The sequence below is a fragment of the Staphylococcus caprae genome (assembly GCF_003966625.1).
Lineage (GTDB): Bacteria > Bacillota > Bacilli > Staphylococcales > Staphylococcaceae > Staphylococcus > Staphylococcus caprae.
The window spans coordinates 728,470-754,329 of record NZ_AP018587.1 but is presented as its reverse complement, the minus strand read 5'-3'; the positions used below and the strand labels follow the sequence as shown (position 1 = coordinate 754,329).

Here is a 25,860-nt window from a genome sequence, read left to right as displayed (position 1 = left end):
TTACATCTTACCTGTGATACTTTTAGCTATATTCGTATAGGCCATATCTTCCATTGGAGGGTTATGTAACCCCGCACGCATATCTCTATAATATCGTTGTAATGGTCGATCCATTTCTAAACTTTTAGCACCAACAATTCTCATTGCCAAATCAATCACTTCTAGTCCTTGATTCATCACCATCACTTTACTCGCAGAAGTCACATTCCATATCTGAGCATCTTCTTCATATAATTGATACCCATGTGCAGTACTCCACAAGAAATGTCTTGCCGATAGTAATAAACTTTCCATTTTACCTAAATTTTGTTGGACAGTAGGTAAATCTGCAATTATTCCCTCGATACTATTTGGACTATAATTTTCCGCAAAATGAACAGCATAATCACGAGCGGCCTGTGCGATACCTAAGTAACAACTTGGAATATGAAGAATCCAGCCATTCGGTTGAGGTTTAAGTCCAGCTTCAACAAAGTATTCTGTTGGTACATGAACATCATTCAATACAAGATCATGACTTTCAGTTGCACGCATACCAACCATATTCCAGTTATCAGCAACCTCTACACCTGCATATTCTCGAGGAACTAAGAAGAATCCAACTGAATCAATCTCTTCAACATACGCACCAACGATATAATGCGTCAATGCCTTACTCATTGATGTAAAAGTTTTAACTCCATTTAAAACGTAACCATCGTCAACTTTAACCGCATGTGTACCTGGGCGACCACCTCTTGTTGGACTTCCTGTTTCGGCTTCACTTACTGCTCGATTTACAAGTGCACCATTGACTACTTCTTTAGCAAATGCATCAAGCATTCGTTGATCCCACATATGTTGCTCATATAATTGGCCCACCACACTTAAGTGCCAACCTATCGATAAAGCAGTAGCACCATCTATTGCACCTAAATAACTTTGAAGAATAACCATATCTTCAATGGTTGCCCCTTCGCCTCCATAGGCTTTCGGTAATGTTAGTTTTGTATAGCCTTCTTGAATAAGCCATTCAATATTTTTATATGGAAATTGCGCTTTTTTATCGTTTTCAGTAGCGCGTTCTTTAAATATATCTTCCACTTCTTTAAATTTTTGAATCCACCGCTTTTGAATTTCTGTGCGTACTAGAAATGACTGTACCACAACTCTCACCTCGAATATTCATAATTACATCCCTTTAATTATTCCTAGTTTAACACTCGACTTTTATATATGGAAGTCAACTGCCACTGAAAATCATTCAAATTATAAAGGAACTAGCAACCATGAGCATTCGTATAAACACTTTCACTATAAGCAGATGTCATATGAATTGCTAAAAGTATCAAGGATAAAAAATTAATCGCAATCTAAAAGCTCCTAAAATGAATGTTTAATCAATCCATTTAGGAGCTCATTTTATATCATTTATTTGATTTTAAATTTAAAAATTCTTTTTCTGTATGCATATATGATTATCACTTTTTATAAAAACAAATGCGACACCTTATGCACGATTTTTCATTCCAGCAAATAACATGATCCATGTAGCTAAAATAAATGGCATGGTAAGTGCAGGTAATCCAAACGGTTCTAATAACGTATTTAATCCCAAATGGATAAAGACTGTTAAAACGATACCAAGCACTGTTGCTAAATATGCGTTCATTGTAGATTTAAAAGTGACTCCTAAAGCAATCGCTGTTAAAACTAAATTGTAGCCGAACAAGCCCTCATTAATATCGCTATAATTACCACCTAACAATCCTACAATTAAGAAACCAATAATATTAGCAACAATTGATAAGATAGCTGCCTTTCTTGAGCCTATAAAAATTCCAATTATAATCAACAAGCCACCTATCACGCTTGGCACAAGAAATACTTGGCTAAATCCTTCAGTTAAAGATTGGAAAAACTGAATCGTTTCATTCCCCGTATCAAACGATGTTTTCTTAATATGGCTAGGGATGATATCAAGTTGTGTATTTAAAGATTTAACTTGACCAGGTATCAACACAGTAATCCATGTCATCATCACAAAAGGTGATGTTAACATCGCTATACCATAAGGCTTCAACAATTCTCTAATAGCCGAACCTACTGGTAGCGTCAAAATGGTTGCAATTAAAGTAATCACTAAGCCACTCAAATTATGATTAAGGAAAAGTGTGAGCGCTACAGCTGTTAAAACAGGACTAAAACCTGCGAGACCATTGTCAATCTCATCTTGTGAATAATTCATGTATGGAGCCAAAACAAATGAGATAGCACTAGCGATGAGTGCACTTAAACCAACTTGCCAATTTGCTATAAGCAAACCAATTAATACAAACAATCCGGTCCACTTATTATTAATTAATAAAACTTGAGAGATATTCTTTAACATAATACTAATTGTTTTCAATTCTTTCACCTTTATTCTTAAAATTTAAAAGCATTTTCTAGCATATTCATAAAATGCTTCTGATATTAATAATACTTTTTCTAATAGAACTTTTTTAAATATTAGATAAATTTTATATTTATTGGTAAATATATACTAAGTTTAAACCATCTTTATATAAATAACCAAAATTTTCTTCTCGTTTTACTTGTTAATTTAATTAAATCGTCTTAATATTAATTTTGCAAGGCAAATTTTTTGAAAGAAGGGATTATTTTGCACTTTACACAACGAGAGCAAGACAAGTTAATGATAGTTGTGGCTGCAGAAGTCGCTCGTCGCAGAAAAGCACGAGGCCTTAAACTTAATCATCCTGAAGCGCTCGCTTTAATTAGTGATGAACTACTAGAAGGAGCACGTGATGGTAAAACTGTTGCTGAACTTATGAGCTATGGAAAAACGATTTTAAATGAAGAAGATGTCATGGATGGCGTTGCAAGTATGATTAAAGAAATAGAAATCGAAGCAACATTCCCAGATGGAACTAAATTAATTACTGTCCATCATCCAATAGTTTAAGGAGGACAAAAATGATTCCAGGAGAAATTAAAGTTAAAAATACTGAAATAGAAATAAATAAGCATCATCCTGAAACAGTCTTAGAGGTTAAGAATACTGGTGACCGACCTATTCAAGTTGGTTCACACTTCCATTTTTTCGAAGCTAATCAGGCATTAAAATTTGATCGTGAAAAAGCTTACGGTAAACATTTAGATATTCCTGCCGGTGCTGCGGTAAGATTTGAACCCGGTGATGAAAAAGAAATTCAACTCGTTGAATATTCTGGACGTCGCAAAATTTATGGATTCCGTGGTTTAGTTAATGGAGATATAGATGAAGAACGCGTATATCGCCCTACTGGTAAGGAAGATGAAAATGCTGGTGTCTTCGGGGATGAAGGCGAGCAAAACGCAAATAAAAAAGGTGGTAAGTAATCATGAGTTTTAAAATGACACAATCTCAATATACAAGTTTATACGGTCCAACCGTTGGAGATTCAGTGAGATTAGGTGATACAAACCTTTTTGCACAAGTTGAAAAAGATTATGCCAATTATGGAGATGAAGCTACTTTCGGTGGTGGTAAATCTATCAGAGATGGTATGGCTCAAAACCCTAACGTCACTCGAGATGATAAAAATGTTGCGGATTTAGTACTTACCAATGCACTTATTATTGATTATGACAAAATTGTCAAAGCAGACATTGGCGTTAAGAATGGTTACATTTTCAAAATTGGTAAAGCTGGAAACCCTGACATTATGGATAACGTAGATATTATTATTGGTTCTACTACAGATGTCATTGCAGCAGAAGGTAAAATCGTTACTGCTGGCGGTATTGATACACATGTTCACTTTATTAATCCTGAACAAGCGGAAGTTGCGCTTGAAAGTGGTATCACAACTCATATTGGTGGAGGAACTGGTGCCTCTGAAGGTGCAAAAGCTACTACTGTAACACCTGGACCATGGCATATTCACCGTATGTTAGAAGCCGCTGAAGAATTACCTATTAATGTAGGATTTACTGGTAAAGGTCAAGCCGTTAACCACACTGCTTTAATCGAACAGATTCATGCAGGTGTTATTGGTCTTAAAGTCCATGAAGACTGGGGAGCTACGCCTTCAGCATTAAGTCATGCATTAGATGTTGCAGATGAATTTGATATTCAAATCGCATTACACGCAGATACGCTAAATGAAGCAGGATTTATGGAAGATACGATGGAAGCTGTTAAAGGTCGAGTACTTCACATGTATCACACTGAAGGTGCTGGCGGTGGACACGCACCAGACTTAATTAAATCCGCTTCTTACCCTAATATTCTACCGTCATCTACGAACCCTACCCTACCTTACACACAAAATACTGTCGATGAACATTTAGATATGGTTATGATTACACACCACTTAAATGCTTCTATACCTGAAGATATTGCATTCGCAGATTCTCGTATACGTAAGGAAACAATTGCAGCAGAAGACGTACTCCAAGACATGGGTGTCTTCAGTATGATTAGTTCAGACTCTCAAGCAATGGGACGTGTTGGCGAAGTTATCCTTCGTACTTGGCAAGTTGCACACCGTATGAAAGCACAACGTGGCTTCCTTGAAGGAGATTCAGAATATAATGATAACAATCGTATTAAACGTTATATTGCGAAATATACTATCAACCCAGCGATTACTCATGGTATTTCTGAATACGTAGGTTCTGTTGAAGCTGGTAAATTTGCAGATCTTGTAATGTGGGAACCTGCTTTCTTTGGTGTTAAACCTGAACTTATCGTTAAAGGCGGTCTTATCAATTCAGCGGTTAATGGTGATGCAAACGGCTCTATTCCAACTTCTGAACCTCAAAAATATCGTAAAATGTACGGTCAATATGGCGGAAATATTACACATACAGCAATGACTTTCGTTTCTAATACTGCTTATGAAAATGGTATCTACCGTCAATTAAATTTAAAACGTATGGTTCGTCCCGTTAAAAACATTCGTAATCTGTCTAAAGCAGATATGAAAAACAACAATGCTACACCTAAATTAGATGTAGATCCGCAAACTTATGAAGTATTTGTTGATGGTGAAAAAATCACCAGTGAGGCGGCAACAGAATTACCACTTACTCAAAGATACTTCTTATTCTAGGAGGCATGCACAAATGATTATTGAAGAAATCCAAGGCAACATTGCAAACTTATCTCCAGAAGAAAAGCAAAAGCACGTTGAAAAAGTTTACTTAGAAAATTCTGATTTAGTTAAACGCATCCAACGTGTTACAACTGATCATGGCAATGAAATCGGTATTCGTTTAAAACAACCTATCGATCTGCAATATGGAGATATTTTATTCCAAGACGATAAGAATATGATTATTGTCGACGTTAACTCTGAAGATTTATTAGTTATTAAACCTAGAAATCTTAAAGAAATGGGAGATATCGCACATCAACTTGGTAACCGTCATCTCCCTGCTCAATTTACAGAAACTGAAATGTTAGTTCAATATGACTATCTCGTAGAAGATTTATTAAAACAACTAGGCATCCCTTATAGCCACGAAGATAGAAAGGTAAATCAAGCCTTTAGACATATAGGACATTCTCATGATTGATCATCAAAAATTGAGATTATTTCAGTTCTGTGATTCACAATTTCCAACCGGTGCGTTTAGTCACTCATTTGGACTTGAAACATATATACAACGAGAAACAGTCAATGATGCTGAATCATTTACACGTTGGTTAAAACTATTCCTAAATGAACAATTAACGTATGCTGATGGCTTAGCCATGAGAATCGTATATGACGCATTAGAAAATAAAAACGAGAGCAAAATACTAGAAATCGATCAAAAAATTTTCGTACAAAGTTTACCTAAAGAAACACGTGTGGGTACCAAACAGATGGGTACACGTATGGTTAAATTAGCATTGGAACTTTACGATGCGACTTGGATTCATTGGTATCATGATCAGATGAAACTTAAAAAAGCGAAATTGCACCCTGCGATTTGCTTTACCATGTTAGGACATCACCTAGGTCTCGATATCAATACGATTATCGATTACTATTTATATCAAAATGTTTCAAGTCTAACGCAAAATGCTGTAAGAGCTATTCCTCTCGGACAAACAGCTGGACAAAAAGTAGTCAAAGAAATGATTCCATATATTGAAAGAACACGTGATCACATTATAGATTTAGAAGAATCTAACTTTGGCATGACCGCTCCAGGTCTAGAACTTAATCAAATGGAACATGAAAATGTTAATGTAAGAATATTTATTTCATAGGAGGCCAAATTATGGCAGAACCAATCAAAATTGGAATTGGCGGACCTGTAGGTGCAGGTAAAACTCAATTAATTGAAAAAGTCGTTAAACGTTTATCAAAAGATATGAGTATCGGTGTTATTACAAATGATATTTATACTAAAGAGGACGAAAAAATATTAGTCAATACGGGCGTATTACCTGAAGATAGAATTATTGGTGTAGAAACGGGTGGATGCCCACATACTGCTATTCGTGAAGATGCTTCTATGAATTTTGCAGCTATTGATGAACTTTTAGAACGTAACGATGATATAGAACTCATTTTTATTGAATCAGGTGGCGATAATTTAGCTGCTACATTCAGTCCTGAACTTGTTGATTTTTCAATTTATATTATCGATGTTGCGCAAGGCGAAAAAATTCCACGTAAAGGTGGCCAAGGAATGATTAAATCTGATTTCTTCATTATTAATAAAACAGATTTAGCACCATATGTAAGTGCATCTTTAAATCAAATGGCTGAAGATACTAAAGTTTTCCGCGGTAATCGACCTTTCGCTTTCACTAATTTGAAAACAGACGAAGGTTTAGACGAAGTAATTGAATGGATTGAACGAGATACACTACTTAAAGGGTTAGCATAATGACACAATCTAAATGGACAGGAGAACTTGACTTAACAGTATTTCATAACGGTAAACGTTCAGTTGCACGATATATATTTTTCGAGAAAGCACTGAAAGTCATTCGTCCTGTCTATCTTAATCAATCTACAATTCCAACCTTTTACATTGTAAATGTAGGTGGCGGATATTTAGACGGCGACCGATATCGTTTAAATATAAATCTTGAAGAAAATGCACAAGTCACACTCACATCACAAGGTGCAACTAAAATTTATAAAACTTTGAATGACCGTGTGGAACAATATCAGACATTCAATTTAGAGAATGATTCATATATGGAATTTGTGGCAGATCCTATTATTGCTTATGAAAATGCTAAATTCTATCAACATAATACCTTTAATTTGAAAAGTGGAAGTTCAATGTTTTACACAGATATTTTGACACCTGGTTATTCTTCCAACGACCAAGACTTTACCTATAAATATATGCATTTAGTAAATGAAATATATATGGATGGTGAATTAGTCACATTTGACAATATGTTATTAAATCCTGAGAAGAATAAAATCGACTCAATGGGTTATATGGAAGATTATACACATTTAGGTTCAGCGTATTTCGTTCACCCTGATGTCAATCAGAACTTTATAGATGACATTTATGACACGATTTCTCATTTTGAAAAAGGAATGGATTGTAGATTAGGCATTTCTCAATTACCTACTCACGGTCTTGCTATCAGAATACTCGCCCACCGCACTCAAGCAATTGAAAAGATATTAACACATGTTCAATCCTTCATTGCACAAAGACTTTATCATCGTCAACTTGATTTTTTAAGAAAATACTAAATAATTTTGTTCAATTTAAAAAGACTAGGTATACTATATTGGTAGTATACCTAGTCTTTTTTAGAAATCTTCATCTTAAAACACACATGAAACTTCAGTTCTCTAGTATTATTAAATATATTTTTCTAATTCTGCAATTAACTTTTTAATTTTCTCTCGTTGTTCTGCTGTTACAAATACAATAACTGTTCTTTCATCATGCACGCTTCGCTTTTTTGATAGTAAATTCAAGTCTTTTAACTTTTGTAATGCTTTCGTTAAATAGTACGGTTTAAATTCTGAACATGTAGCAATTTCTTTTGAAGATATTTCGTTAGATTCACTTTTTAAAATGTGATTAAGAATATAAATTTCTTCATAATTTAAATTATACTGCTTTTTAGTATCTCTAAAAAATTTCTTCACTTGAAATGTAGCATTGACCAAATCATTGATGTCTTTTATTTTTCCCATTTTAAAACCACTCCTCTGATGCACATCTTGTTGTAGAAAGGTTCACATGTATTTTATCTAATCGAAAATTTCTCCGCCCATGTTACAAAATACATTTTAAACAAATAGGTATAAAAATTCAATATTTTTATTACTACAATATGCATTTATAGATTTATTTCTAAACCCAAACATTTATATTAGTGATTTTGATGTAATTAAAATTTATAATCCAAATGATATAACACTAATTACACCAACGTATTTTTTAAATTTTTTATATTACCTATCAGTTTAATTGGACTTCACATAATATTTTGTTAAGAATGATTAAAAGGTATTTTGACATCAAAGTTTATTCTCAAATCAATAGCTACACGTTTTTATTGAATCTTTTGCTTAACGTAATCTACAAACGCTTGTACATCCTCAGTTTTTATTTGTTTCATTGGGACCTTCCCAATATTAAATTCAAACATGATATCTTTACCGTCATAATCAACTTGATTCACTTCATCATAACGAATATTTCTATAGTAGAATTGACCATTCATATCTACATTCATAATTAAGCGTTCATTCGTGGCAATAAAAGCACCTTCGAATTCATTTTGACCTTGCACGCTATACTCTATTATACCTAGAACTGATGGCCCTTTCTTTTCAGTAGGAAACAAATCGTCTGGATTTACATTGTCTAGAATCATAAGTATGTACTCTCCTTGCTATATCTTTCATTATAAATTTAATTATAATTGTTCTATTCCCTTTTCTAAGCATCTGTAACATTCCTCGATTGTAGATTTGATGTAAGGTACCTTCTCTTCTTTAATAGTTAATACGATATTTCGCTCATCTTCCTTACTTCTACTTTTATCTACATAACCTTTTAATTGTAATTTCTTAATAATTGGACTTACTGTAACAATCCCTTTTAACGAATGTGCTTTAATATTTTTAAAAGTGGTTTGCTTGTTGTTAATAATAAGTAAACCTAGAATATAAAGTTCTTCCAATGATAAGTGTTTAAAGTTGGCGGATTTTTGAATTTCTTCAAATTGTTCATGACATGTAAAATAGTATGGAATGATGGTGAAGTGATGTATATGCTTGATTGACTTTGACTTCATTTCTAGAAATGCTTTAAAATCTTCAAACATTTGTAATACTTTTTCTCGTTGATGCTGAGTTAAATTAATGACTAGTCGCCTCTGATCTAATGGATCGCGTTCTTTTGAAATCCAATTAAAATCATATAAATGGGTAATGAGCTTAAGTAGATGATTCTTTTGATAATTTTTGTAAAAAATAATAGCATTCAAACTTAAGCCTTCGCTGTGATGATGAGTAAATTGATAAATAAACTGTAATAGTTTAAATTGTTCTATTGTTAAGTAATAGGAAAATCTTAAATATTCTATTGATATGTGATCTAATACAAAGTGCGCAAGAAAACTTTTAATCTTCTGTTGATGCATTTGATGACAATCCTCTCTTAGCAATCAACCACGCTCTACAATGAACTAAGAAATTTGATGTGGGCAATACTAACTTTAGGAATATCGATTGAAGAATTTATTACGTCTTTATGATTTAATTTAGCTAACCAATGCTGTTGATGATACAGCATAAGATTGTCCAGACTTTTATTCTCATTCATCGCATATTGTTGAATATCTATATATTCAGTGTCTGCATGGCTGAGTTGTTTAATATCTGAAAAAATTAATCGATACTGATGCACATTCATTTTTACCTTACTATTTAAAAAGTAAGTTACCACTTGATACTCATGTTTATATCGCGTCATTATCATCTCATTGCTTCTATAGACAATATATCCTCTTAACTGATTTAGCATACTTAATACATATGTTAATAACTGAAACGAGTTTAATTCTTGTTTGACTGCTTTAGTTATTTCATATTGTTCAGATTGTGGTAACACTAATCCGCCCAATTTATCATAATGCGTCATCAATAATTTAAAATGATTAAGTATTGTTTGATTTAATATCGTTTCTTTACTATTTACTAAACAATCTACTTCAACAATTAATTTGGAGAGTGAAATGTTTACTGTTTCTAGTTGCATGACAGGTATCATGGTTTTATCCACTTTTGATTCTATTTGTGTTAAATCCACTTCTTCGTATTGACCTTTTTTAAATCGATAAATCAATTGATACTCATCAAAATATCTATTAATCATTTGTTTAAGTTGTTCAACAAAATGACTTGTCACCCTTTCAATAAGAAATCCTAAATGAAGATGGTTAAATTGTCTTAATACTAAAAACAATACATCTAATGCATGATTAAAAGACATTTTTTCATTTGAAGTAAATACATCTGATCTTTGAGTTGTTATTTTAAATATTGGAGACATATTTGAATCTGCAATAAAGTGTAAGAGTTTGTATAACTCTTTGATAAACACTTCTCTTTCTTTTGAAATATTTAAATAATCCAACTCTACAATATAGTGTATCGTTCTTTTATTGATATTTAGCGCTCGTTTCATATTTAGAAAAGACAATTGATCAAAATAATTACTTTTATTTTGTTCAATGTAGATGTCTGACGGATGATATCTCACATGACTTTCTTTCATCTTTATTTGTCGTTCTTCTATTTTATGCTGAGTTGTTTCTTGTATTGAACTCACTAACTTTAGAATATGTCGATTTAAATCAATTTCTTCAGATTCATTTTGGAAGATAGACGTCGTTCTATAATCTTTTCTAATCAATTTAGGTGTTTGTCCATATGTATCTTTAAATAACTGTATAAATCGAGAATAATGATGAAATCCATGCTCAATAGCTATATCTTCAATTGGTCTATGTGTAGTTAAAATATCGATAAGACAAAACTTTAATCGAATATGATTAAGATATTGATTAAATGTTTGAAAAGGCGTTTCCTTAAACATATGCGTAAGTGTTTGATTAGATATATTTACTGCATTAACCAAATCTTGTTTATTTATCTTATTATCATGATGGTTGACTAAATATTCATGAACTTCTTCAGAAAAATACATCCTCTTATTAAACTTTAAATATTCAACTTTACAAGTACTTAATTCTACAAGAATATATTGAATTAATTTATTCGTTTCTACTTCATCTGTTTTCTGGATACAATGCATTTCTAATAATTTTAAAATCCAATATTTAGTTCTACCTTTTTCATCTTTATCAATTTTTGAACCACTGGATAAAATATGATGCCCAGTAATTCTCATATATAAATGAATAGGTATGTCGATTACACAGCATATCGAATCTTTACTACTTTCTATACTATAAATATCATTTAGAATCACAAATGCGATTTCATCTTTGCTTAAGTCAAATTCTTGTAAATTGATAGTCATTTTACAATTGCCTTTTAAACAGTAGAATACTCTTATACTTAACGCTTTAGTTGTTTCTATAGCTAAATGATTAAAAACACGTATCGAATAATTATCTCTCATATGTCTTCCTCGCGATGTATTAATGTGTTTTTGTTTAATAAACTTCTCCCCGACTGTCAAAACTAAATTTAACTAGACAACATCTATTTTTCACTAATAATTGTACAATGTTCAAAATTTTAGCTGTAACAAATTAGATTAATATTATATCAATTTTCATTTTTATTTAAATAGCCCATCTCAATATTTTTATCTCGATATCCTTAATAAATCTTTTAATATCCACTCTATTTACTCATTCGTTATATATTTTTATATTTTAATTCATTAGAAAAATCGATTATTAACAAATTCAATTGTCCTAAAGAATTTTCTGTAAATTTACAGTGTTGTAACAAGGAAATATGTACTAAAAATATAAAAACCTGTCATCATCGAATTTAACCAGTTTAAAAATAAAAATTGAGTTAAATGAAATCGTGTAACAATATTAGCAAAAAATTACAAAACGTTAACAAGGCACACAAGCGTACTTTTTTCTGTTAAAGTATTGCTTATCGTTAAGAGAACGAAATAAAAAATGAGTAACCTACTGGTTACATTTCTATTAAATAAAAAATTATAATTTAATTCTCAGGAGGATATTTATCAATGAAAAAAATCGCTACAGCTACAATCGCAACTGCCGGAATCGCTACTTTCGCTTTTGCAAGTCACGATGCTCACGCAGCAGAACAAAATAATGGTGGTTACAACCCAAATGATCCATCTTCTTACAGCTATTCATACACAATCGATCAAGAAGGTAACTATCATTACACTTGGCAAGGTAACTGGAGCCCAGATCGTTTAGACAATAACTACAATAATTACAACTATAACAACTACTCTAACTATAGTAATTCAAATAATTACTACAACTACAATAATTATGGTAATACTAATCAATCTTATTCAAACGCTTATAATCAAACTGGTGGTTTAGGTTCTAGCTATTCTTCAACTAGCAGAAATGTTCACGTTACTTCTACATCAGCACCATCTTCAAATGGCGTTTCATTATCAAATGCTTCTTCAGCAGGCGGTAATTTATATACTTCAGGTCAATGTACGTATTATGTGTTCGATAGAGTTGGCGGAAAAATCGGCTCAACTTGGGGCAATGCAAATAACTGGGCAAACGCTGCCGCTGCAGCAGGTTACACTGTAAATAATTCACCATCTAAAGGTGCGATTTTACAAACTTCACAAGGTGCATTTGGTCATGTAGCATATGTTGAAAGTGTAAACAGCAATGGTACAATCACTGTTTCAGAAATGAACTACGGACATGGTGCAGGTGTTGTAACTTCTCGTACAATCTCTGCTAGCCAAGCTGCTTCATACAACTACATTCACTAATATACGCACTTCATTAAAAGCATTCATCCATTTAACAGGATGAATGTTTTTTATTTTTCTATAAAAAAAGACCTATCACCTCAATAGGTGATAGGCTAAAAAATTATTTTTTCTTAAACAAATTCAAATATTCATGTACAGTCATTCTAAATCATTATCACGTATGAATAAGATGTATCAAAAGAATTCGTTACTTTCATATAGTTATGTATTCATTCCGCTACAAAATAAATACAACAACTATATAGAAGGATATTAAAATGTTAAAACTATACGAGATATAATCGCTACATTTATATCTACAAATCATGTTTCAACATATTAAATATATTCCACTTAAAAATAAGATTAAACTTAGTTTTTACTTAACTTCTTTATTCCAATACCTGTAAATCCATAGACAATTGCAATGAAAGCACATAAATAACAAGGTACAGTCCAGATAAAGAATTCTCCAACGGATACATTTAGCTGTTGAGCATAGTAAATACCTGAAGTTCCCCATGGTATAAGTGGTAAGACCATTGTACTAGAATCTTCTAGTGTACGTGACAGCACTGATCTAGACAGGTCCATCTTTTCAAACATTTCCTTCATCAATACGCCGACCATAATAATTACAATTGAAGCCACTCCAGCAGCAAAGACAAGCATCAAGCAACATACAACAGTTATTAATATAAGTGTACCTACAGATTTCACACCTTTTGCAACCGTCTCTAACATCACGTCTAGGCATCCGGCTTTCTCCACAATACCAGCAAATGCATAGCCACAAAAAATCGTTACTATAATTTGTGTCATACTCATCATGCCACCTTGCTCTATTAACGATATTACATTCTTAGATAAATGAGACTGATGAACCATAGTATGACTAAAACCATCAAATGTCGCTTTGAAACCATCAATCATATTAAAATGATTATTAAACGTTCCCACTAATAAAGCACTTAGACTTGAAATGAGCATGGATGGCACTGTAGATACTCTCAATAATAAGCAAATCACAATAACAATAAGTGGTATCCACACAATTAAATTTATGTTATAAACCTTATCTAATTCACTCAATAACATTTGTATTTGTTTCGGGTTAGCGTTACCTCCAGAGTGTAACCCAGCAAAGAACCAAACGATTAGTCCTATGATTGAAGCAGGAATTGTAGTCCACATCATTGATTTAATATGAGCAAAAATATTTACCCTTGTCACTAAAGCAGCCAAATTCGTCGTATCAGAAAGTGGCGACATTTTATCTCCAAATACCGCCCCTGCAATGATGGCCCCAGCTGCCATACCAGGTGCTACACCTAATTGATTGGAAATAGAAATTAAAGCAATACCTGCTGTTGAAGCAGATCCCCATGCTGTACCTGTAGCAACTGATGTTATTGCACTAATGATAAACGCAGATACTAGAAAGTAGCTTGGGTTAAGAAACTTTAATCCATAATATATCAATGCCGGTACTGTTCCTGAGAACATCCAACTCCCAACGATAATACCTACAGCCAAAATAATGAAAATGGCAGGCATGGCAGTATTAAGTCTCTTTGAAATACCTTCTTCTAAATCTTCCCATCTTAACCCCACTCGATATGCTATAAAAGAAGCATATGCTGATGAAATTAATAACAGCACTTGAATAGGTATATTAAAAAAGATAAATCCAATTACAACGACAATAACCATCACAATAATCGTTGAAATTGACTCCAAAAATGTAGGCTTTCTATATTTTTGTGTCATACGATTACTCCCTTCAGCAGTGATTTGATGCAAAACCTCTTTTCTTAATATTTAATCGTGTTCAATTATTCTAAACCTAATTTATCAAGGCCTAATTCTTCTACAGTAAGACCTTCCTCAAAGAAATCACGCTCTAATATTGTAGATGCAATAACAATGACTGCATCTATATTAGGCGTTGGTACGTCTATTACTCTTCCTAAACTTGACCATAGAACTAAACCAAACGCAATATCCTCAGTTAGATAACGATTTTCAACGTGGTTAGGACCCGGAATTTGTGAAAATACTGGACTCGTATTAAACAAACGATTTAATGGTTCATCTTCATCTTGGCGTTCTAAATAGCCTCTTTGAATACGAGATTCTTTAGCTGTAGACAATTCAAACCCTAATTTTCTTCCTAAATTTAAACGTTCAATTTCAATTGCATGGAGTAAACGAACCGTGTGCTTTGTAATCCCCTCTTTATAAAGTGAGAAATTTTCCGCATAATCAATACGACCAACATTCAAGAGTGTTGGACCTGGATGCACTTCAGGGTTACCATTTTCAAGATTTGTTTTTAATAGACTTTCTTCTTTAACAAGATGATCATAAATTTGTGATACTTTCTCATAACTTTCGTTGAGTTCGCTACGATCAAATGTTGAGAAAAAGACTCTACGTACATTTAATGATAAGTCTACACGTGCATTGTCGAAATCTACACGCGTACCGTAAGTGAGTGTATTTGCTTCAGCAAATTTAGGATGTACATCAATGTGACGGTCTTCTAAAACATTCATAAAACGAATAGAACCCATAGACGCAGCAATGTTGAAGAAAATAAGATGTTCATTTGTCACATAATGAGACATCACCTTAGCATAATATTCAATAAATGATGATGGAATAATAACTTGAACGATATCAGCATCTTCTAGAACATATTCAATATCATCACTTATATTAGTAAATTCTATAAACTTTTCTTCGCCCTCATTATTAAAATCAAATCCGCCTTTTTCGAAAGCGTTATTAAATTTTTCAATGGATTCGTTACGACAGTATAATTTCACGTCATGACCTTTATCTACCATATCTACTGCAGCTGTTACTGCCCCGTTACCTGAACCTACAATAGCTATTTTCATACTTTATCCCTCTTTCATCTTAAAGTTGTTAAATATTCTCTCATGTATGATTTCTATCATTTTAAATCTTTTCATAAAAAAGGAGTGGGTCTGAATTCAATCTTTATGTTATTGAATTCTGTGACCCGCTCCGCGGTTATTTAAAAGTTATTGCTCAAACGTTATTTTCTAATTCATTATTTCAGATTGTCGACAACATTTACATGTCATGTCGATTAACAATACTATATAACCGATTAAAACATATTTTAAACTTATTTGGTATTTTAAGTTAGAAATTTAAATTTATCATTTAATAATATATTTTGTTTTGATATAGTTATAAGTGTATTATGTGTGTTAATTTATTTATTTTGGAGGATACATATTATGGATAACAGTGAAAATCACCGTTTCAACGAATCAGAATCAAATTCAAACTCAATGTATACATCTGAGTCAGAGCGTAATAACAACGAACGTCATTCAGAGAGTTTAACTCAATCGCAACAACAACATCAACATACTTCAGATGAACACAATTCAAAAATTAGACAAGATGAGGATCAAGACGCACGTTTAATGTCAATGCTCATCTATCTACTAGGTTTATTCACAAGCTTTATCGCACCTCTTGTCATTTGGTTAGTAAAACGTAAAGACTCAAAACTTATTGATACAGCAGGTAAGACTTATTTAAATTACTTTATTTCTTATTTTATTTATGCAATTGTAGGTGTGATTTTAGTTTATGTTTTCATGTTTATAGCTATGTTAAATCCGAATAATACTGTAATAGCAGCTATTGCAATTATCGTTATGGTAATTATTGCCTTGGCTCTATTTGTATTATCAATCGTTGCTTTAGTTTTCAATATTATTGGTTGTGTGAAATACATGTCAGGCAAAACTTATAAAATACCTTTTACTATTCCTTTCATTAAATAGTAAAAATGGTTTATTACAAGACCTTGTAATAAATCCATAAGCTTTTTTTCCTAATTATCTACACAAATGAACTAGCTATGCCCCACAGAGAATTTGTAACACACTGTAACCTTGATGGTCGTTTATTACAACGATGGTCAAGGTTTTTTTAATTGGTTTACGAAACCGTAACAACACCCACAAATAAAAATTTATCTGTTAGAGTATGTTGTGTCGTTACAGATGACGTCAAACATTTAACGAGATGTATTCTTAATACAAAGTCGCTACATTTTAAGATGTATCAAATTATCGTTATCAACTTTGGGAGGATTTTTAAATTATGAAAAAATTAGTAACTATCACTACATTAACAGCGGGTATTGGCGCATCATTATTGGGAACAACATCAAATGCGCATGCCGAAGAAAATACGCAAAATATACAAAACAACGCTCAATACAACACTAGTAATCAACAATCTTATAGTACTGAAACTACATCAATGTCTTCTACTTCAGGTAACTTATATACAGCAGGCCAATGTACTTGGTACGTGTTCGATAAAGTGGGAGGACAAATTGGTTCAACATGGGGAAATGCTAACAACTGGGCTTCTGCAGCTGAAGCATCTGGTTACACAGTTAATCACACACCTGAAAAAGGTTCTATCTTACAATCATCTAATGGCGCATATGGTTACGTCGCTTATGTAGAAAATGTGAGTAGCGATGGCTCAGTTACCGTATCAGAAATGAACTATAACGGTGGCCCTTATGTTGTAGATACACGAACAATCTCATCTAGTGAAGCAAGTTCATACAATTACATCCACTTAGACTAATCAGTCTCTAAGATGATAAATAAAATCATTTCATCCCTTTAAGGTAAAATCCAAAACATTTTTACCTTAAAGGGTATTTTTTAGTCTTTTTTAAACTAATATTTTACATTAACCAATTTTGATATACCACCGTATACTCAACCTTCTTAGATTGCCTCTCCCCTTCTTATTTGAGAGAATAGTTTTATCACTAACAATTGGAGGCATATACATATGCAATGGCTAAAAGTCGTCATAGCAGGATTTGTGGAAATCATCTGGGTTACAGGTTTAGATAATGCACATTCTTTATTAAGTTGGGTAGTTACCCTCTTTTTTATTGCTTTAAGTTTCTATCTTGTTATCGATGCATCTAAACACTTACCAGTAGGTACAGTTTATGCCTTTTTCGTAGGTATTGGAGCAGTTGGCACTGTGCTTGTAGATATGATTTTCTTTAATCAACCTTTTACTCTTGCTAAAGTCATCTTAATGATTATCCTCATTGCAGGTATTATCGGTTTGAAACTTACTACAAATGAAAATGAAGAAGGAGGTCAATAAAGATGTCATGGATATTTTTACTTATTGCTGGCGGACTAGAGGTACTTGGTGTCGTTTTACTTAACGAATTGTCACGCACCCAAAATAAGATATATGTCATTTTGTTAGGCCTTGCTTTTATATTAAGTTTTAGTACGTTAAAGCTTGCAATGCATGATATCCCAATGGGTACAGCTTACGCAATTTGGACTGGTATAGGCACTGCTGGTGGTACCATCATTGGCATGTTATTCTATAAAGAATCTAAACATGTTGGAAGAATTATTTGTATTCTAATGATACTTATAGCTGTAGTAGGATTACGTTTAATTAGCTAATTACAACACATGTAATTAGCTTTATTTATTGTTTGCGCTTTCCTCTTTTACTATACTGATATTAAAAGAAGGAGTGATAATGATGGAAAAAGTATATATCGCAGGCGCAATTCCTGAAGTGGGATTAAATTTATTAAAAGAACATTTTGAAGTAGAGATGTATGATGGGGATGGCATTATAGATAAAGAAACGTTAAAAGAAGGCGTTAAAGATGCCTCTGCTTTAGTTAGTTTACTTTCAACAAACGTCGATAAAGAAGTTATTGATAGTGGCAAAAACCTTAAAATTATCACTAATTATGGTGCTGGCTTCAATAATGTAGATATTGATTATGCTAGAGAGAAAAATATAGATGTAACGAATACACCAAAGGCTTCAACAAATGCTACAGCTGATTTAACAATTGGTTTAATTTTAAGTGTAGCACGCAGAATCGTTGAAGGTGACGAACTATCTAGAACTCAAGGATTTGATGGATGGGCACCGCTATTCTTCCGTGGTAGAGAAGTCTCAGGAAAGACGATTGGTATTATCGGTTTAGGAGAAATTGGTGGTGCAGTAGCTAAACGTGCACGTGCATTTGATATGGACGTTCTATATACAGGACCTCATCGTAAAGAAGAAAAAGAACGTGAAATTGGTGCCAAATATGTGGATTTAGATACGTTATTAGAAAATGCTGATTTTATTACAATCAATGCAGCGTATAATCCAGATTTACATCACTTGATCGATACTGCACAATTTAAACAAATGAAATCTACTGCTTACCTTATCAATGTGGGTCGAGGCCCAATAGTAAATGAACAGGCACTTGTTCAAGCTCTTGAAAATAAAGAAATCGAAGGCGCAGCTTTAGACGTTTATGAATTCGAACCAGAAATCACTGATGAACTTAAATCATTTAAGAACATTGTACTCACACCTCATATTGGTAATGCAACATTCGAAGCTAGAGATTTCATGGCTAAAATTGTAGCAAATGATACAATTAAAAAATTAAGCGGTGAAGAACCACAATTCGTCGTAAATAATAAATAGACGATCACTCTAAACAAAAAAGGAGGACGAGAAATCATTAGATACTCCAGCCTCCTTTAATGTATTGGCAGTAGATGTCTGAATTGAAAGTGCGCTTATATCAAGCTTCTCTCAATCCTAGCCATCCTTGCCGGGGCGGAACAACGAAAATAATTTTGCTAAATTATTTTTCTGTTCCGCTCCCATCTTTCTTTTTATTTTTCCTTTGATTTATATAAAAACTTAGTTTGTGCGGATGCGTATGAATTAGGCATCACTTTCATCATTGCATTACGTAATTTAGCAACGAATCGATTACGTTTTTGTGCGACTTTCCCAATCTTTCTAGAACGCTTAATCACTTTAGCAGTGTGTTTAACGCGTAATTTATCATATCTTTCAATCGCTTTATCAAAGTCATATGCTTCTAAGCAGTTAACTAGCACAATCGCATCTTCCATTGCCTGCCCTGCACCTTGTCCCATATTAGGTGTCGTCGCATGAGCTGCATCTCCTAATAATAACGTTCTACCGTAGACAAATGTTTTTAAAGGTTTCATATCATAAATATCATTTAATAAGATGCCTGTCTCACTTTGTTTATCTAATATCTGACGCACCTCATTAGGAAAATGATTAAAGTAAGCTTGCAAATGTGGCTTTCCAAATGTTTGATATTTAGGATCCTTTTCTTTAGCAGGTACAGTAATAAACCAATATGCTTGATTATTAATCAGTGGTACAATGCCCACTCTACCTTTAGTACCCCAATACTCATTCGCCACATGTTCATCTTTAAGTTGAACATCATCTACAAGTCCTCTAAAACAAGTATAGCCTTGATAATTAATTTTAGTAGGCGCTTGCACCGCTTCTCTTACTTTAGAATGAAGCCCATCAGCGCCAATACATAAGTCGAATGCTTCACTCTCTTGTTCTGAAAAATGCACTGTGACTTTAGAATTCGTTTGCTCTAATCCTGTTACAACATGCTCAGTATAAATAGAGGATGGCTGAACATAAGATTTGATGATTTCTAGTAACGATTGACGTGGTAATGTAACATTTAACGTTTGACGTTTTAATTGTGCAGACATTAATTCACGTCCATTTTCATCGTACACATTCATCGCTATCAAATTTTGCCCAGCGTTTTTAATCCCTTTAGCAAGATCATGATTACCCAACTTTTTAAGGACGTTATCGCCTATTCCGATTCCTGCGCTAACCTCACTTAAAGATGCTTTTTTCTCAAACACCTTTACTTCATGACCATGCTCTTCTAAAAGTGCAGCAGCTGTTAATCCGCCAATACCTGCACCTACAATTGCAATTTTCATTCGTATACACCTCAAATTTATCATTCGTTAATATTTTATCATATGTTGTAGTGTTTAAAAGTTCGACTCAGTATTTTAAAAGTTAAATTTTACATATTCATAAAAGGAGGTTAGCAACATCTTTGACCATGTGCTAACCTCTATCTTATTTATAATATTTCTTTCTAATATCTTCTTTTTTAATACCAAACTTATCGTAATACTTCTTCATCATATCAGCTATATTGTCTACCCAATTAATATCACTCGCATATTGATGTTGACCGGGATTCTGCGGGTTCCAACGCATTTGATACAAGTTAAGCTGATTATTTTTAAAGTAATGATATCTTACAAATGATGCACCACCCATAATCGCCTTTTCAGGAGAAGTCCATGATTCTTGTTTGGCATAACTCTTACCTGTATGAACGGCATTTTCATCAAATGCACCAATACCGAAGAAATTATAATAACGATGATGTCCATCTTTCACACCTTTAGCAAGTTCAGACTTACCATTTCCAGTTTCTACTAAGGCGTGACTGATTAAATAAATAATATTGACCTCATACTTATCTTGCGCCTTGATAAACGTTTGACCTTGGTTCTCCAGTATACCTTTACCCTTCAGAATACGATTAACTTCCGCTTCTGACATAGGGACTTTCTCGGAAATGTCCATGTATTTCAATGGATTATCGCCATGTTTAATCTTCATCGCTCGCGCAACATCACTATCTTGTGCATTTACAAATTCGCCATCTTTTTCCTTAGTATTAATGACACCTTCCCCTTTTTGTCTGTCGACAGCTTCATTGAAGGTATATTTTATATCATTTTTAAAAAGGTTAGTATCAAAAATTAGGAAAAGAACCACAAAAATGACTAAAATAGCAATGATTAATAGAGATGTCATGCGAAACTTAGGATTCTTCATCATTTATATCTAACTCCCAAATCACTATTTTGATAAAACGAAATAGGCTATGACAATTGCTATAACAACAATAAAGAATGATACATTAATAGCAATCTTCATACCTGTACGGTCTCTAAACATGACATTAAATATCACTAAACTAATTGCTAAAGATACTGCAAAGAAAGCAATCGCTAGCATGAGTTTAAGCATAATTAAAAATACGATTCCAATAACTAACAAGACATTGGAAGTTATTGCCATGGCTTTCAATATATTAGGATTGATACGCCTTCACTCCTTGAATTTAACTTTTTCATATACATATCATCATACATGAAGTTGAAAGTAAATGTCGACTTAAAAAAAATGGAAGCTGAGATATATTTAATTATCTCAACTTCCTTAAATATATTGCTATTGAACTTTAATCGCGAGACATGCCTTTAAGTAAATTCAACATATAAGTTAAACTACGGTTCATGTCGTCGTCTTTTAGAATACCCATAAGATTTCTAATAGATGTACGTGCATTAGGACTTGCTTGGTTCGCTACATGTAAACCTTTATTCAAGCGATTAAGCATGTCGCTTAAATCTTTTACATTTAGATCTCCAAGTAGGAATACCATTTGCGCCATATTAGATAATAAACCTGTATAAATATCTTTATTTAATTCAACGGCAAACTTATTAATAATCACTTGTCGTGCTTTAAATCCACCATTCAGTGCATCTAAAATTTTCGCTTCATCTAAAGTATTAATTAAACGGATTGCCTTAAGAATACTATCCTTATTCTCTGCAATAGCATCAATGACTTCATTTAAATTTTCGCTCTTAATTTGTTCAGGTGACTTTTTCAGACGTTTAATTTCAGTTATTCTTTCAGCCATTATTTATCACTCTGCTTCCCTGGGAATACGTAATCAGAACGATTCCATTTTTTCTGTACTTGAACACTATATTGTGGATGACGCTGTTTATCTACACGGAAGTTTGTAGGATTCAATGGTGACTTACCACGTTTAGAAATGACTTCCATACGTGCACTTGTACGTTTGTAAGATGGTGTATCTGTGTATTTATCAACGTCACTGTTAGTAAGTAAGTTAATTGCACCCATATCGCCATTTGCCATTGCATCGTTATTCAACGGAATATAAATTTCTTTGCCTTTCACTCGATCTGTAATATGTGCTAACAATGTGGCCTCTCCGGACTCAGAGATAAGTTTAATTTCAGCACCTTCATGTATATCACGATCTTGAGCTAATTCAGGTGAAATTTCAACGAATGCATGTGGCATTTTATATTTAATCATTTCAGTTTGATATGTCATGTTACCTTCATGGAAATGTTCAAGTAAACGTCCATTGTTAACGTGAATATCATATACTTCATCTTCTTTGAAGAAATTATCAAATGTAAGTGGATAAAGTTTTGCTTTTTTATTTTCAAAATTAAATCCATCTAGATAAAGAAGTGGCGTATCCTTACCGTCTTTATCGACAGGCCATTGTAAACTATTGAAACCTTCTAAGCGATCGTAACTTACACCCGCATATGAAGGTGTTAGTCGAGCAATCTCATCCATCACTTCTCCAGGATGACTGTAGTCCCAATTAGCACCAAGTTGATTCGCAATTAATTGGAAGATTTCCCAGTCAGCTTTAGAGTCACCAAGTGAATCTAAAGCTTTATATAAGCGTTGAACACGACGTTCAGTGTTAGTGAAGGTGCCATCTTTTTCTAATGAAGGACTTGCAGGTAATACAACATCTGCATAAGTCGCTGTAAATGTTAAGAATTCATCTTGTACGACCATGAAATCTAACTTTTCAAAGGCAGCCTGAACGAAGTTAATATTAGAGTCAACAATTCCTGTGTCTTCACCGTATAGATATAGTGAGTGAACGTCGCCATTATGGATACCTTCAATCATTTGGTGATTGTCACGACCTGGCGTTGGACTTAATTCCACACCGTATTCTTTCTCAAATTTAGATCTAATTTCATCGTCAGTTACAAGTTGGTAACCTGGGAATTGGTCTGGCATACTTCCCATATCACTACAACCTTGAACGTTATTATGGCCACGAAGCGGATAAGCGCCCGCACCAGGCTTTCTATAGTTACCAGTTACAAGCAGTAAGTTAGAAATTGCTGTACTTGAGTCACTACCGATATCTTGTTGCGTGATACCCATAGCCCAACAAATTGCAACGGATTCTGCTTTCGCAACTTCATGGGCAAAGCTAATCAAACGCTCTTTAGGAATACCAGTTGTGTCTTCTGCAAATTCCATTGTAAATGGTTCTAGTGATTTATAATATTCATCGAAATAGTCAACCCATTCATCTAAGAATGCCTTATCATGAAGGTCATTATCGATAATATATTTCGTTACAGCACCTAACCATACTAAGTCCGTACCTGGTTTAGGTTGATAGAATGCATCTGCACGTTCGGCCATTTCATGTTTTCTAATATCAAATACATGAGATTTTTGACCAAATAGTTTTTGTGCACGTTTCATTCGTGAAGCAATAACTGGATGTGCTTCAGCAGTATTTGTACCAATTAATACAGTCATTGCTGCTTTTTCTAAATCATCAATACCACCAGCATCGCCACCGATACCGACTGTACGCATTAAACCTTTCGTAGCAGGTGCTTGACAATAACGTGAGCAATTATCTACGTTATTTGTTCCAATCACTTGTCGTGCTAGTTTTTGCATTAAGTAAGATTCTTCGTTCGTAGCTTTTGAAGAGGAAATAAATGATAAGCTATCCGCACCATGTTTCTCTTTAATATTATTGAAGTTATCAGCGATGACTTCTAGCGCTTCATCCCATTCTACTTCATGGAAAGCACCATCTTTTCTAACTAATGGTTTAGTTAAACGTTGATCTGAATTAATATGTCCCCAAGAGAATTTACCTTTAACACATGATGCAATTTTATTTGCAGGTGAATCATGAGATGGTTGAACTTTTAAAATTTCTCTATCTTTTGTCCATACTTCGAATGAGCATCCTACGCCACAATATGTACATACTGTTTTCGTTTTATTGATACGCTCTTTACGCATTTCAGATTCTGAATCAGAAAGCGCTAATAAAGGACCATAACCTGGTTCAGATTTTTTAATTAAATCAATCATTGCTACAAGTGAACCTGGTTCAGTATCAGTCATATATCCAACGTTGCCTTCCATATTCACTTCCATCATCGCATTACATGGACATACTGTGGCACATTGACCACATGACACACATGATGATTCATTAATTGGTACATCATTATCCCAAATCACACGTGGATGTTCACGATCCCAATCAATACTGATTGTTTCGTTCACTTCTACGTCTTGACATGCCTCTACACAACGTCCACATAGGATACATTGGTCAGGGTCATAACGATAAAATGGACCATAATCTTTTTCATAAGGCTTCTCTTTGTATTCATACGTTTGATGTTGAACGCCCCACTCATCCATCGTGTTATGAATTTCACAGTCGCCATTATTATAGTCACATACAGTACAATAAAGCATATGTTTTTCTAATATACGATCTAATGCTTCTTTTTGACTTGATTGAACATCGTCGTTGTTCGTTTTAACATTCATTGGACGGTCGATTGTCGTACCACAAGCACGTGCAATCTCTCCATCAATTTCAACCATACATGTATCACATGTTTGGATTGGTCCCATTGATTCGTTATAACAAATCGCAGGTACGAAAGTATCTCGAGATCGAATGAACTCGAGTAAATTTGTGCCAGGTTCCACAAGATAATCAGTGCCATCTAACGTGACTACTAAATGTTCTTGCATAGGCTTACACCCCATTTATATATTTTTTACCGTAATAGACTTTTCATGTTTGCTTTCTCTATCTGAAAAATACCCCACATATATTTCAAGATAGAATTATCTAAATTGTATTACTTTCTATGTAAAAAGTTAAGTGTTTACTAGTATTTTGTATTTTAAAATTATTTAATTGAAAATCAATATCAATTAGGACAATAATTACCTTTTTAGCTACTATAATTATACCTAGTAAAATAACACCTCAAACAAAAAGAAGGCTGGGACATAATTAATTGTCTCAACCTTCTTTAACATATTGGCAGT

At 33.4% G+C, this 25,860-nt stretch carries 26 protein-coding genes; 13 read left to right on the top strand and 13 right to left on the bottom strand.

Going from position 1 to position 25,860, the window contains the following annotated elements:
- The gene (locus JMUB898_RS03400) at positions 1 to 1,146 is read right to left on the bottom strand and encodes an acyl-CoA dehydrogenase family protein (RefSeq protein ID WP_037541597.1); all 1,146 of its coding nucleotides are present in this window, start codon (positions 1,144 to 1,146) and stop codon (positions 1 to 3) included.
- Positions 1,147 to 1,489: 343 nt separating this feature from the next.
- Positions 1,490 to 2,389, bottom strand: coding sequence for an urea transporter (gene yut / locus JMUB898_RS03395; protein ID WP_037541598.1), 900 nt, complete (start codon positions 2,387 to 2,389; stop codon positions 1,490 to 1,492).
- A 255-nt stretch (positions 2,390 to 2,644) separates the two neighbouring features.
- Between yut and JMUB898_RS03390 the strand changes: the two genes are divergently transcribed.
- From JMUB898_RS03390 to JMUB898_RS03360, 7 genes are read left to right on the top strand one after another with little or no spacing between them, the layout of a single operon-like run.
- Positions 2,645 to 2,947: an urease subunit gamma gene (locus JMUB898_RS03390; RefSeq protein WP_037541599.1), complete on the top strand. Its 303-nt coding sequence runs from the start codon at positions 2,645 to 2,647 to the stop codon at positions 2,945 to 2,947.
- Positions 2,948 to 2,958: 11 nt separating this feature from the next.
- A complete protein-coding gene (locus JMUB898_RS03385) occupies positions 2,959 to 3,363 on the top strand; it encodes an urease subunit beta (RefSeq protein WP_002443828.1) in 405 nt (134 codons plus the stop codon).
- Positions 3,364 to 3,365: 2 nt separating this feature from the next.
- Positions 3,366 to 5,081 carry an urease subunit alpha gene (gene ureC / locus JMUB898_RS03380; protein ID WP_002443829.1) on the top strand — a complete coding sequence of 572 codons (1,716 nt, stop codon included), beginning with the start codon at positions 3,366 to 3,368 and terminating at the stop codon, positions 5,079 to 5,081.
- Between the two features lie 13 nt (positions 5,082 to 5,094).
- A complete protein-coding gene (ureE, locus tag JMUB898_RS03375; RefSeq protein ID WP_002443831.1) occupies positions 5,095 to 5,547 on the top strand; it encodes an urease accessory protein UreE in 453 nt (150 codons plus the stop codon).
- The gene (locus JMUB898_RS03370) at positions 5,540 to 6,229 is read left to right on the top strand and encodes an urease accessory protein UreF (RefSeq protein WP_002443833.1); all 690 of its coding nucleotides are present in this window, start codon (positions 5,540 to 5,542) and stop codon (positions 6,227 to 6,229) included. Before ureE ends, JMUB898_RS03370 begins: the two co-directional genes overlap by 8 nt.
- An 11-nt stretch (positions 6,230 to 6,240) precedes the next feature.
- Complete coding sequence (gene ureG / locus JMUB898_RS03365) at positions 6,241 to 6,855, top strand: urease accessory protein UreG (protein ID WP_126514782.1); 615 nt, start codon at positions 6,241 to 6,243, stop codon at positions 6,853 to 6,855.
- Positions 6,855 to 7,691, top strand: coding sequence for an urease accessory protein UreD (locus tag JMUB898_RS03360; protein WP_002443837.1), 837 nt, complete (start codon positions 6,855 to 6,857; stop codon positions 7,689 to 7,691). The genes ureG and JMUB898_RS03360 overlap by 1 nt, the downstream gene beginning before the upstream one ends.
- Positions 7,692 to 7,802: 111 nt before the next feature.
- Here the strand turns inward: JMUB898_RS03360 and JMUB898_RS03355 are convergent, their stop codons facing one another.
- The 4 genes from JMUB898_RS03355 to JMUB898_RS03340 all read right to left on the bottom strand — a co-directional run bounded on the left by JMUB898_RS03355 (position 7,803) and on the right by JMUB898_RS03340 (position 11,607).
- Positions 7,803 to 8,144, bottom strand: coding sequence for a SarA family transcriptional regulator (locus tag JMUB898_RS03355; RefSeq protein ID WP_037541600.1), 342 nt, complete (start codon positions 8,142 to 8,144; stop codon positions 7,803 to 7,805).
- 362 nt (positions 8,145 to 8,506) lie between these two features.
- A complete protein-coding gene (locus JMUB898_RS03350) occupies positions 8,507 to 8,830 on the bottom strand; it encodes a PH domain-containing protein (protein WP_002443841.1) in 324 nt (107 codons plus the stop codon).
- Between the two features lie 42 nt (positions 8,831 to 8,872).
- The gene (locus tag JMUB898_RS03345; protein WP_044466804.1) at positions 8,873 to 9,601 is read right to left on the bottom strand and encodes a transcriptional regulator, SarA/Rot family; all 729 of its coding nucleotides are present in this window, start codon (positions 9,599 to 9,601) and stop codon (positions 8,873 to 8,875) included.
- Between the two features lie 35 nt (positions 9,602 to 9,636).
- A complete protein-coding gene (locus tag JMUB898_RS03340) occupies positions 9,637 to 11,607 on the bottom strand; it encodes a helix-turn-helix transcriptional regulator (protein WP_049402103.1) in 1,971 nt (656 codons plus the stop codon).
- A gap of 591 nt (positions 11,608 to 12,198) precedes the next feature.
- Between JMUB898_RS03340 and JMUB898_RS03335 the strand changes: the two genes are divergently transcribed.
- Positions 12,199 to 12,948 (top strand): CHAP domain-containing protein, encoded by a 750-nt coding sequence (locus tag JMUB898_RS03335; protein ID WP_044466802.1) that lies wholly within the window; start codon positions 12,199 to 12,201, stop codon positions 12,946 to 12,948.
- Positions 12,949 to 13,302: 354 nt separating this feature from the next.
- Here the strand turns inward: JMUB898_RS03335 and nhaC are convergent, their stop codons facing one another.
- Together nhaC and JMUB898_RS03325 are read right to left on the bottom strand one after the other, a co-directional pair.
- A complete protein-coding gene (gene nhaC / locus JMUB898_RS03330) occupies positions 13,303 to 14,700 on the bottom strand; it encodes a Na+/H+ antiporter NhaC (RefSeq protein WP_002443849.1) in 1,398 nt (465 codons plus the stop codon).
- Positions 14,701 to 14,765: 65 nt separating this feature from the next.
- Positions 14,766 to 15,836 carry an NAD/NADP-dependent octopine/nopaline dehydrogenase family protein gene (locus JMUB898_RS03325; RefSeq protein WP_002443851.1) on the bottom strand — a complete coding sequence of 357 codons (1,071 nt, stop codon included), beginning with the start codon at positions 15,834 to 15,836 and terminating at the stop codon, positions 14,766 to 14,768.
- A gap of 423 nt (positions 15,837 to 16,259) precedes the next feature.
- Here JMUB898_RS03325 and JMUB898_RS03320 point away from each other — a divergent pair, with 423 nt between their 5' ends.
- The 5 genes from JMUB898_RS03320 to JMUB898_RS03300 all read left to right on the top strand — a co-directional run bounded on the left by JMUB898_RS03320 (position 16,260) and on the right by JMUB898_RS03300 (position 19,488).
- The gene (locus JMUB898_RS03320; RefSeq protein ID WP_371268608.1) at positions 16,260 to 16,763 is read left to right on the top strand and encodes a DUF4870 domain-containing protein; all 504 of its coding nucleotides are present in this window, start codon (positions 16,260 to 16,262) and stop codon (positions 16,761 to 16,763) included.
- Between the two features lie 322 nt (positions 16,764 to 17,085).
- Positions 17,086 to 17,586: a CHAP domain-containing protein gene (locus JMUB898_RS03315; protein WP_126501905.1), complete on the top strand. Its 501-nt coding sequence runs from the start codon at positions 17,086 to 17,088 to the stop codon at positions 17,584 to 17,586.
- A 213-nt stretch (positions 17,587 to 17,799) separates the two neighbouring features.
- Positions 17,800 to 18,129 (top strand): DMT family transporter, encoded by a 330-nt coding sequence (locus tag JMUB898_RS03310; protein WP_002443857.1) that lies wholly within the window; start codon positions 17,800 to 17,802, stop codon positions 18,127 to 18,129.
- Between the two features lie 2 nt (positions 18,130 to 18,131).
- A complete protein-coding gene (locus JMUB898_RS03305; protein WP_002443859.1) occupies positions 18,132 to 18,446 on the top strand; it encodes a DMT family transporter in 315 nt (104 codons plus the stop codon).
- A gap of 82 nt (positions 18,447 to 18,528) precedes the next feature.
- Positions 18,529 to 19,488: a 2-hydroxyacid dehydrogenase family protein gene (locus JMUB898_RS03300; protein ID WP_037541601.1), complete on the top strand. Its 960-nt coding sequence runs from the start codon at positions 18,529 to 18,531 to the stop codon at positions 19,486 to 19,488.
- A gap of 194 nt (positions 19,489 to 19,682) precedes the next feature.
- Here the strand turns inward: JMUB898_RS03300 and JMUB898_RS03295 are convergent, their stop codons facing one another.
- The 5 genes from JMUB898_RS03295 to fdhF form a co-directional block, all read right to left on the bottom strand.
- Positions 19,683 to 20,807 carry an FAD-dependent monooxygenase gene (locus JMUB898_RS03295; RefSeq protein ID WP_002443863.1) on the bottom strand — a complete coding sequence of 375 codons (1,125 nt, stop codon included), beginning with the start codon at positions 20,805 to 20,807 and terminating at the stop codon, positions 19,683 to 19,685.
- Between the two features lie 145 nt (positions 20,808 to 20,952).
- Positions 20,953 to 21,729, bottom strand: coding sequence for an N-acetylglucosaminidase (locus tag JMUB898_RS03290; protein ID WP_002443864.1), 777 nt, complete (start codon positions 21,727 to 21,729; stop codon positions 20,953 to 20,955).
- A 21-nt stretch (positions 21,730 to 21,750) separates the two neighbouring features.
- Positions 21,751 to 21,972 (bottom strand): hypothetical protein, encoded by a 222-nt coding sequence (locus tag JMUB898_RS03285; protein WP_002443867.1) that lies wholly within the window; start codon positions 21,970 to 21,972, stop codon positions 21,751 to 21,753.
- 163 nt (positions 21,973 to 22,135) lie between these two features.
- Positions 22,136 to 22,603 carry a helical membrane plugin domain-containing protein gene (locus JMUB898_RS03280; RefSeq protein ID WP_002443868.1) on the bottom strand — a complete coding sequence of 156 codons (468 nt, stop codon included), beginning with the start codon at positions 22,601 to 22,603 and terminating at the stop codon, positions 22,136 to 22,138.
- Positions 22,603 to 25,557, bottom strand: a complete 2,955-nt coding sequence (gene fdhF / locus JMUB898_RS03275) for a formate dehydrogenase subunit alpha (RefSeq protein ID WP_126514781.1) — start codon at positions 25,555 to 25,557, stop codon at positions 22,603 to 22,605. Before fdhF ends, JMUB898_RS03280 begins: the two co-directional genes overlap by 1 nt.
- Positions 25,558 to 25,860 lie beyond the last annotated feature (303 nt).

Excerpts from the sequence above, each read along its gene's own strand:
- JMUB898_RS03385 (WP_002443828.1), top strand. The coding sequence starts at position 2,959 with ATGATTCCAGGAGAAATTAAAGTTAAAAATACTGAAATAGAAATAAAT.
- ureC (WP_002443829.1), top strand. The coding sequence starts at position 3,366 with ATGAGTTTTAAAATGACACAATCTCAATATACAAGTTTATACGGTCCA.
- ureE (WP_002443831.1), top strand. The coding sequence starts at position 5,095 with ATGATTATTGAAGAAATCCAAGGCAACATTGCAAACTTATCTCCAGAA.
- JMUB898_RS03370 (WP_002443833.1), top strand. The coding sequence starts at position 5,540 with ATGATTGATCATCAAAAATTGAGATTATTTCAGTTCTGTGATTCACAA.
- ureG (WP_126514782.1), top strand. The coding sequence starts at position 6,241 with ATGGCAGAACCAATCAAAATTGGAATTGGCGGACCTGTAGGTGCAGGT.
- JMUB898_RS03360 (WP_002443837.1), top strand. The coding sequence starts at position 6,855 with ATGACACAATCTAAATGGACAGGAGAACTTGACTTAACAGTATTTCAT.
- JMUB898_RS03355 (WP_037541600.1), bottom strand. The coding sequence starts at position 8,144 with ATGGGAAAAATAAAAGACATCAATGATTTGGTCAATGCTACATTTCAA.
- JMUB898_RS03350 (WP_002443841.1), bottom strand. The coding sequence starts at position 8,830 with ATGATTCTAGACAATGTAAATCCAGACGATTTGTTTCCTACTGAAAAG.
- JMUB898_RS03345 (WP_044466804.1), bottom strand. The coding sequence starts at position 9,601 with ATGCATCAACAGAAGATTAAAAGTTTTCTTGCGCACTTTGTATTAGAT.
- JMUB898_RS03340 (WP_049402103.1), bottom strand. The coding sequence starts at position 11,607 with ATGAGAGATAATTATTCGATACGTGTTTTTAATCATTTAGCTATAGAA.
- JMUB898_RS03335 (WP_044466802.1), top strand. The coding sequence starts at position 12,199 with ATGAAAAAAATCGCTACAGCTACAATCGCAACTGCCGGAATCGCTACT.
- nhaC (WP_002443849.1), bottom strand. The coding sequence starts at position 14,700 with ATGACACAAAAATATAGAAAGCCTACATTTTTGGAGTCAATTTCAACG.
- JMUB898_RS03325 (WP_002443851.1), bottom strand. The coding sequence starts at position 15,836 with ATGAAAATAGCTATTGTAGGTTCAGGTAACGGGGCAGTAACAGCTGCA.
- JMUB898_RS03320 (WP_371268608.1), top strand. The coding sequence starts at position 16,260 with ATGTATACATCTGAGTCAGAGCGTAATAACAACGAACGTCATTCAGAG.
- JMUB898_RS03315 (WP_126501905.1), top strand. The coding sequence starts at position 17,086 with ATGAAAAAATTAGTAACTATCACTACATTAACAGCGGGTATTGGCGCA.
- JMUB898_RS03310 (WP_002443857.1), top strand. The coding sequence starts at position 17,800 with ATGCAATGGCTAAAAGTCGTCATAGCAGGATTTGTGGAAATCATCTGG.
- JMUB898_RS03305 (WP_002443859.1), top strand. The coding sequence starts at position 18,132 with ATGTCATGGATATTTTTACTTATTGCTGGCGGACTAGAGGTACTTGGT.
- JMUB898_RS03300 (WP_037541601.1), top strand. The coding sequence starts at position 18,529 with ATGGAAAAAGTATATATCGCAGGCGCAATTCCTGAAGTGGGATTAAAT.
- JMUB898_RS03295 (WP_002443863.1), bottom strand. The coding sequence starts at position 20,807 with ATGAAAATTGCAATTGTAGGTGCAGGTATTGGCGGATTAACAGCTGCT.
- JMUB898_RS03290 (WP_002443864.1), bottom strand. The coding sequence starts at position 21,729 with ATGATGAAGAATCCTAAGTTTCGCATGACATCTCTATTAATCATTGCT.
- JMUB898_RS03285 (WP_002443867.1), bottom strand. The coding sequence starts at position 21,972 with ATGGCAATAACTTCCAATGTCTTGTTAGTTATTGGAATCGTATTTTTA.
- JMUB898_RS03280 (WP_002443868.1), bottom strand. The coding sequence starts at position 22,603 with ATGGCTGAAAGAATAACTGAAATTAAACGTCTGAAAAAGTCACCTGAA.
- fdhF (WP_126514781.1), bottom strand. The coding sequence starts at position 25,557 with ATGCAAGAACATTTAGTAGTCACGTTAGATGGCACTGATTATCTTGTG.